Annotated in this window: 3 protein-coding genes; 1 reads left to right on the forward strand and 2 read right to left on the reverse strand. The window is 41.4% G+C overall.

What is annotated here, in order from left to right:
* The first annotated feature begins 202 nt into the window (after positions 1–202).
* Positions 203–1,441 carry a glycosyltransferase family protein gene (locus tag IM509_RS18025; RefSeq protein ID WP_052276458.1) on the forward strand — a complete coding sequence of 413 codons (1,239 nt, stop codon included), beginning with the start codon at positions 203–205 and terminating at the stop codon, positions 1,439–1,441.
* Between the two features lie 12 nt (positions 1,442–1,453).
* On the opposite strand, the gene dnaG is transcribed toward IM509_RS18025, so the two are convergent.
* Together dnaG and IM509_RS18035 are read right to left on the reverse strand one after the other, a co-directional pair.
* Positions 1,454–3,334, reverse strand: a complete 1,881-nt coding sequence (gene dnaG / locus IM509_RS18030) for a DNA primase (protein WP_185237277.1) — start codon at positions 3,332–3,334, stop codon at positions 1,454–1,456.
* A gap of 437 nt (positions 3,335–3,771) precedes the next feature.
* Positions 3,772–4,896: a beta-ketoacyl-ACP synthase gene (locus IM509_RS18035; protein ID WP_052276455.1), complete on the reverse strand. Its 1,125-nt coding sequence runs from the start codon at positions 4,894–4,896 to the stop codon at positions 3,772–3,774.
* Between the last annotated feature and the right edge of the window lie 118 nt (positions 4,897–5,014).

Here is a 5,014-nt window from a genome sequence, read left to right on the forward strand (position 1 = left end):
ACTGCGAAGGTAACATGATATCAGCCAGACTTGGAAACTATCTCATCAAATTAGTCCCCCCATAGAACCCCCTTGAGCCATCTTGCAGACTTTTCTCTTTTTGTCAAATTTTATGTTAAGAAAGATGTGACTAATGGATAGGGGGGCAGGGGGGATCGAACCTAAAATCCATTTTTAATTTAATTATAACCAGCTACTTATCATGTTTGATTCTCCTGTTGATCTTCTCATTCTCTCCAATGGCCCTGGAGAAATATCTACATGGGTGCGTCCAGTTGTCAAGAGATTGCGACAAAACTTAACAGAAGATCGATCGCTGTTGCGGATTTCGGTGATTCTTTCCCCTTGTACTCATTCTATGGGGGCGGAAACGGAAGTAGTTAGGAAATATCCAGAGGTCGATCGAGTCCAGTCGCCAGAAAACTTCTTTAATTTTCTTTTCTGGGGAAAAACCGCCGATAATTGGGATTGGCACCCCAAGGGCATCGTTTTATTTTTAGGGGGCGATCAATTTTTTGCCCTCACCATCGGTAAACGTTTGGGTTATCGCACGGTTATCTATGGGGAATGGGAAGCGCGTTGGTATCGGGGTATCGATCGCTTTGCCGTGATGAATACAAGTGTATTAAAAAATATTCCTGAACAATATCAATCTAAATTTACCGTTATCGGCGATTTAATGGTGGATTTGCCCACTGCTATCACCCCCGATGATGCTACCTTAATTGCACTCCTCCCGGGTTCCAAACCCTCGAAATTAGCTCAGGGTGTACCCCTAACCCTAGCCATTGCCGAAAAGATACACGCGCAGGATCCCCGGACTAAATTCTTAATTCCCGTCGCTCCTACCCTAAATTTAGCTTATTTGGCGAAATTTGCCGATCCTAGCTCTAATCCGATGATCACTAAAACCGGTTGGAGTGCTGCCAAATTAAAAAACGGTGAAAAACCCTATCTAGAAACAGATAAGGGGGTAAAAGTTGACCTAATTACCGATTTTCCCGCCCATAACCAGCTTTCTCGCTGTCATTTAGCTTTAACGACGGTGGGAGCTAATACTGCCGAATTAGGGGCGCTGGCAATCCCGATGATTATTTTACTACCGACTCAGCAACTAGATGCGATGAGAACTTGGGACGGTTTACCCGGTTTATTAGCCCAACTGCCGGGGGTGGGTTCTTTATTTGCTAAGATGATTAATCTCTATATGTTGCGGAAAAAGCGTTTATATGCTTGGCCAAATATTTGGGCTGGTGCAGAAATTGTTCCGGAATTATTGGGGGAATTACAACCAGAAGAAGTGGCAAATATGGCTATATCTTGGTTAGAAAATCCCGAACAATTAGAGGCTATCCGGCAAAAATTGCGGGCAGTGCGCGGGCAAGCGGGAGCAGTGGATAAGTTAGTATCTATTATTGCCGAACAACTGTCTAGCTTCTAAGCAATCAGAGAATTAAGCTTGTTGGTAGTGAGGATCAATTGCGATTAATTTATTAACAGTTTGATAGAATTCCTGCTGATAAAATTCCCGTTGATTGCTGTCGAGAGCATTAATTAATTGTTCTTGACAGTAGCGACGATATTCCATTAAACTAATTTTTTCCATAGCTATAATAGCATTTTTGATCTGTTCTTCTGGCTGCAATATTTCCTGACTGGTATGTTCATTTAAGTGAAATAAAGAATTAAAATCACGATTTTTGTCTGTGGTGATTATCAATAAATGATTCTGTAAAGCTGACATCAAATCTCTTGGTTTAGTAATTTGGGTTTCTAACTCTAGAATTACTTGCCATAACCAACGATAATCAGGGACATTAAAAATTAAATCTTTTTCATCCAAAAGTTCGCAAATGAGCCTCCGATATTCGGGAGAATGGAGATAGATTAATAATAATAACCATTCGGCTTTTTCTGAGCCATTTTTTTCGGATTTATCTAAGATATTTTTCCTCTTAATTGCCAGAGATTTTCCTTGAGGTTTATTAACCTGTTTAGAGAGATTTTTTAAAATATAAGGCAAACGAGTAGCATCTTTTTGAGCCAAAATCTCCGCACAATAATCTAGATAAAAAGTCCGTTGATTGCTATCAATTAACTTTTGCAGCAAACTCACCATACTATTGGCTATTTGTTGAAAATGTAGTCCCCGTTTTAAATCTTTATTAACCAAAATTTGCGATATTTGCCAATCAATCCAAAAAGGAGATTTTTCGATTAGTTCTTGATAAGTATTCACCCCGTCAGCATGGGATTTAAGAAATTCATCGGCATCTTTACCATCGGGAAGATTGAGGATTTTTAGGTTAACTTGTCCCGAATAAACTAGAGAGTTAATTTCCTCGATCGCCCTTTGTGTCGCTTTAATTCCCGCTTGATCAGCATCAAAATTAAAGATTATTTGTTTACTTTCACTGTAGCGCAAAAGTAATTTAATTTGCTCTTGACTTAAAGCTGTTCCTAAACAGGCAACCACATTACTAATACCAGTAGCATGGAGAGCGATCGCATCAAAATAACCCTCGACAACTATCGCTAAATCTTGCTGAATAATTGCCTGTTTAGCTCGATCAAGAGCAAAGAGAGTTTTTCCCTTTTCAAATAGAGGAGTATCGGGAGAATTTAGATACTTTGGCTGCTCATTACCTAAAGTGCGACTACCAAAAGCGATCGCTCGTCCTTGACTATCAAAAATAGGAATCATTAAACGATCTCGAAATTGATCGTAATAACCACTACCATTTTGACGCGCTTTAATTAATCCCGCTTGTGCCACTAAAGCCACAGGATAGCGCTTTTGTTCCACTAAATAACGATAGAGAGTTTCCCAACCTTCCGGAGAATATCCCAGTTGAAAAGCTGCGATAGTTTCTGCGGTTAGTTGTCGTTGTACCTTGAGATAATCTAACGCTTTTTCCCCTTGGGGTTGACTAAGGGCGTGTTGATAAAAACTCACCGCCACGGCCATTATCTCGTATAATTGTTCCTTGAGGGATAATTGCTGTTCTAATTCCTGACGCTGTTCTACTGCCAGAGTTTTAATCGGGATTTGATACCTTCTAGCGAGATCGAAAACCACTTCACTAAAAGATTGTTTCCCCACTTCCATGAAAAATTTAATCCCGTTTCCCCCCGCACCACAGCCAAAACAGTAATACATTTGTTTGGCAGGACTAACGGTAAAACTAGGGGATTTTTCCTCGTGAAAAGGACATAAACCGACGTATTCCCTTCCCCTTTTTTTGAGGACGACTCTCTCGGAAATTAAATCCACAATATCAATTCTTTGTTTAACTTCTTCGATCGTATCCGGATGTAGTCGCGGTGTATCCATAATCAGTTATCAGTTATCAGTTATCAGTTACCAGTTACCAGTTATCAGTTACCAGGAGATTTGCTTTTATTTATTCTCCCCGTCTCCCCCTTTGTTTACCGATCGCTGATCACTGAAAAATCTCCCCAACACCTAGCACCCCCACTAAGGCCCTTTTTGACTCTCGGAAATTCGCACCCATAAGTAATAAGAAAGGACTTGACTTTGGCGGCGGCTTATGCTATGCTTTTCTCATAATGGAAATCTGTGCAAATTTTCTTAGACTCAAATATTCCCATTATAAATAAAATCTTTTAAAAATATTATCTCAAAATCTCCCGACAAAAACAAGCAAAATTTCGCCCATAATTGTTAAGTTTTGTTAAAAATGCAGAGACGGGCAGGGAAAGAAATGGTCACTGTTTACTGATTACTGATTACTGATTACTGATTACTGGTTACTGGTTACTGAACAACTTCCCCACTGCGATGGCTGCATTTTGTCCTCCGAACCCGAAACTAAGACAGAGACAATTGTGCAGGGAAAAATTAACAGCCGATCTAGCTAAATTTAATTGAAAAGGCGACTCGCGCACACCGACACAGGGGGGAATTCGCTGATTTTTCAGAGCCATTAAACAAAAAGCCACACCTAATGCCCCCGAAGCCCCTAAAGTGTGTCCTGTTGCCCCTTTTGTCGAGCTTACAGCCACTTGCGAGCCAAAAATACTGGCGATCAGGTTTGCCTCCCGTTCATCGTTTAAACGCGTGCTAGTGCCGTGGGCGTGAATGTAATTAATTTCATCTTTTCTTAATTGACTTCTGTGCAAACATAGTTCTATGGCTTTGGTAGCACTACGATTATTCACCGCTGGGGCGCTGACATGATCGGCATCGCAGGTAAAACCATAGCCCAAAATTTGCCCGTAGATGGGGGCATTTCTACTTAAAGCCCGTTCCTCCGATTCAAGGACTAAAATCGCCCCACCTTCCCCCAAAACCAAGCCCTCTCTAGCTATATCAAAAGGATAACAGCCCGTTTTCGCCAAAGCTCCCATCTGTTCAAATCCCACCAAAGTTAAGGGAGTGATCGGGGTTTCGATCGCCCCGGCTAAAACTCGATCGCATTCTCCCATAGTAATTAATTCTACACCCTGGGCGATCGACCAGATAGCCGTGGCACAGGCCGCCATGGGTGCTAAGACTGGGGCGCCGGTTTCTATCAATCTAGCGGTCAATACCGAGGCGCGATCGGGTAAACTATCTAACCAGTTTTCTACTATTCCCGTCGCTGCCATCCGTTCCCATAAACCCTGACAACCGCGACTAGAACCGATAGTGACACCACAATCCTTTAAGGGAGGGGTTAACTTCGCGTCTTCAAGGGCAGCAATCAGGGCAATTTTGGTTAAATCCTCTAAAAATGCCGGTTTGTGACCGATTAAACCCAAGGGTAAAGCGGGTAAATCAGAAAAGGGTTGTTGCCTAGTTATACCAGTTTTGCCCTCTAGTAATCTTTGCCAACTCTGACTTAAATTTCCCAGAGAACTGATCAACCCAATTCCCGTCACCACAACATTCATTTATCAGTTATCAGTTATCAGTTATCAGTTATCAGTTATCAGTTATCAGTTATCAGTTATCAGTTATCAGTTATCAGTTATCAGTTATCAGTTATCAGTTATCAGTTATCAGTTATCA

Origin of the sequence: Microcystis sp. M31BS1 (assembly GCF_020245285.1) — a bacterium.
In the GTDB taxonomy this organism is placed as follows: Bacteria; Cyanobacteriota; Cyanobacteriia; order Cyanobacteriales; family Microcystaceae; genus Microcystis; species Microcystis panniformis.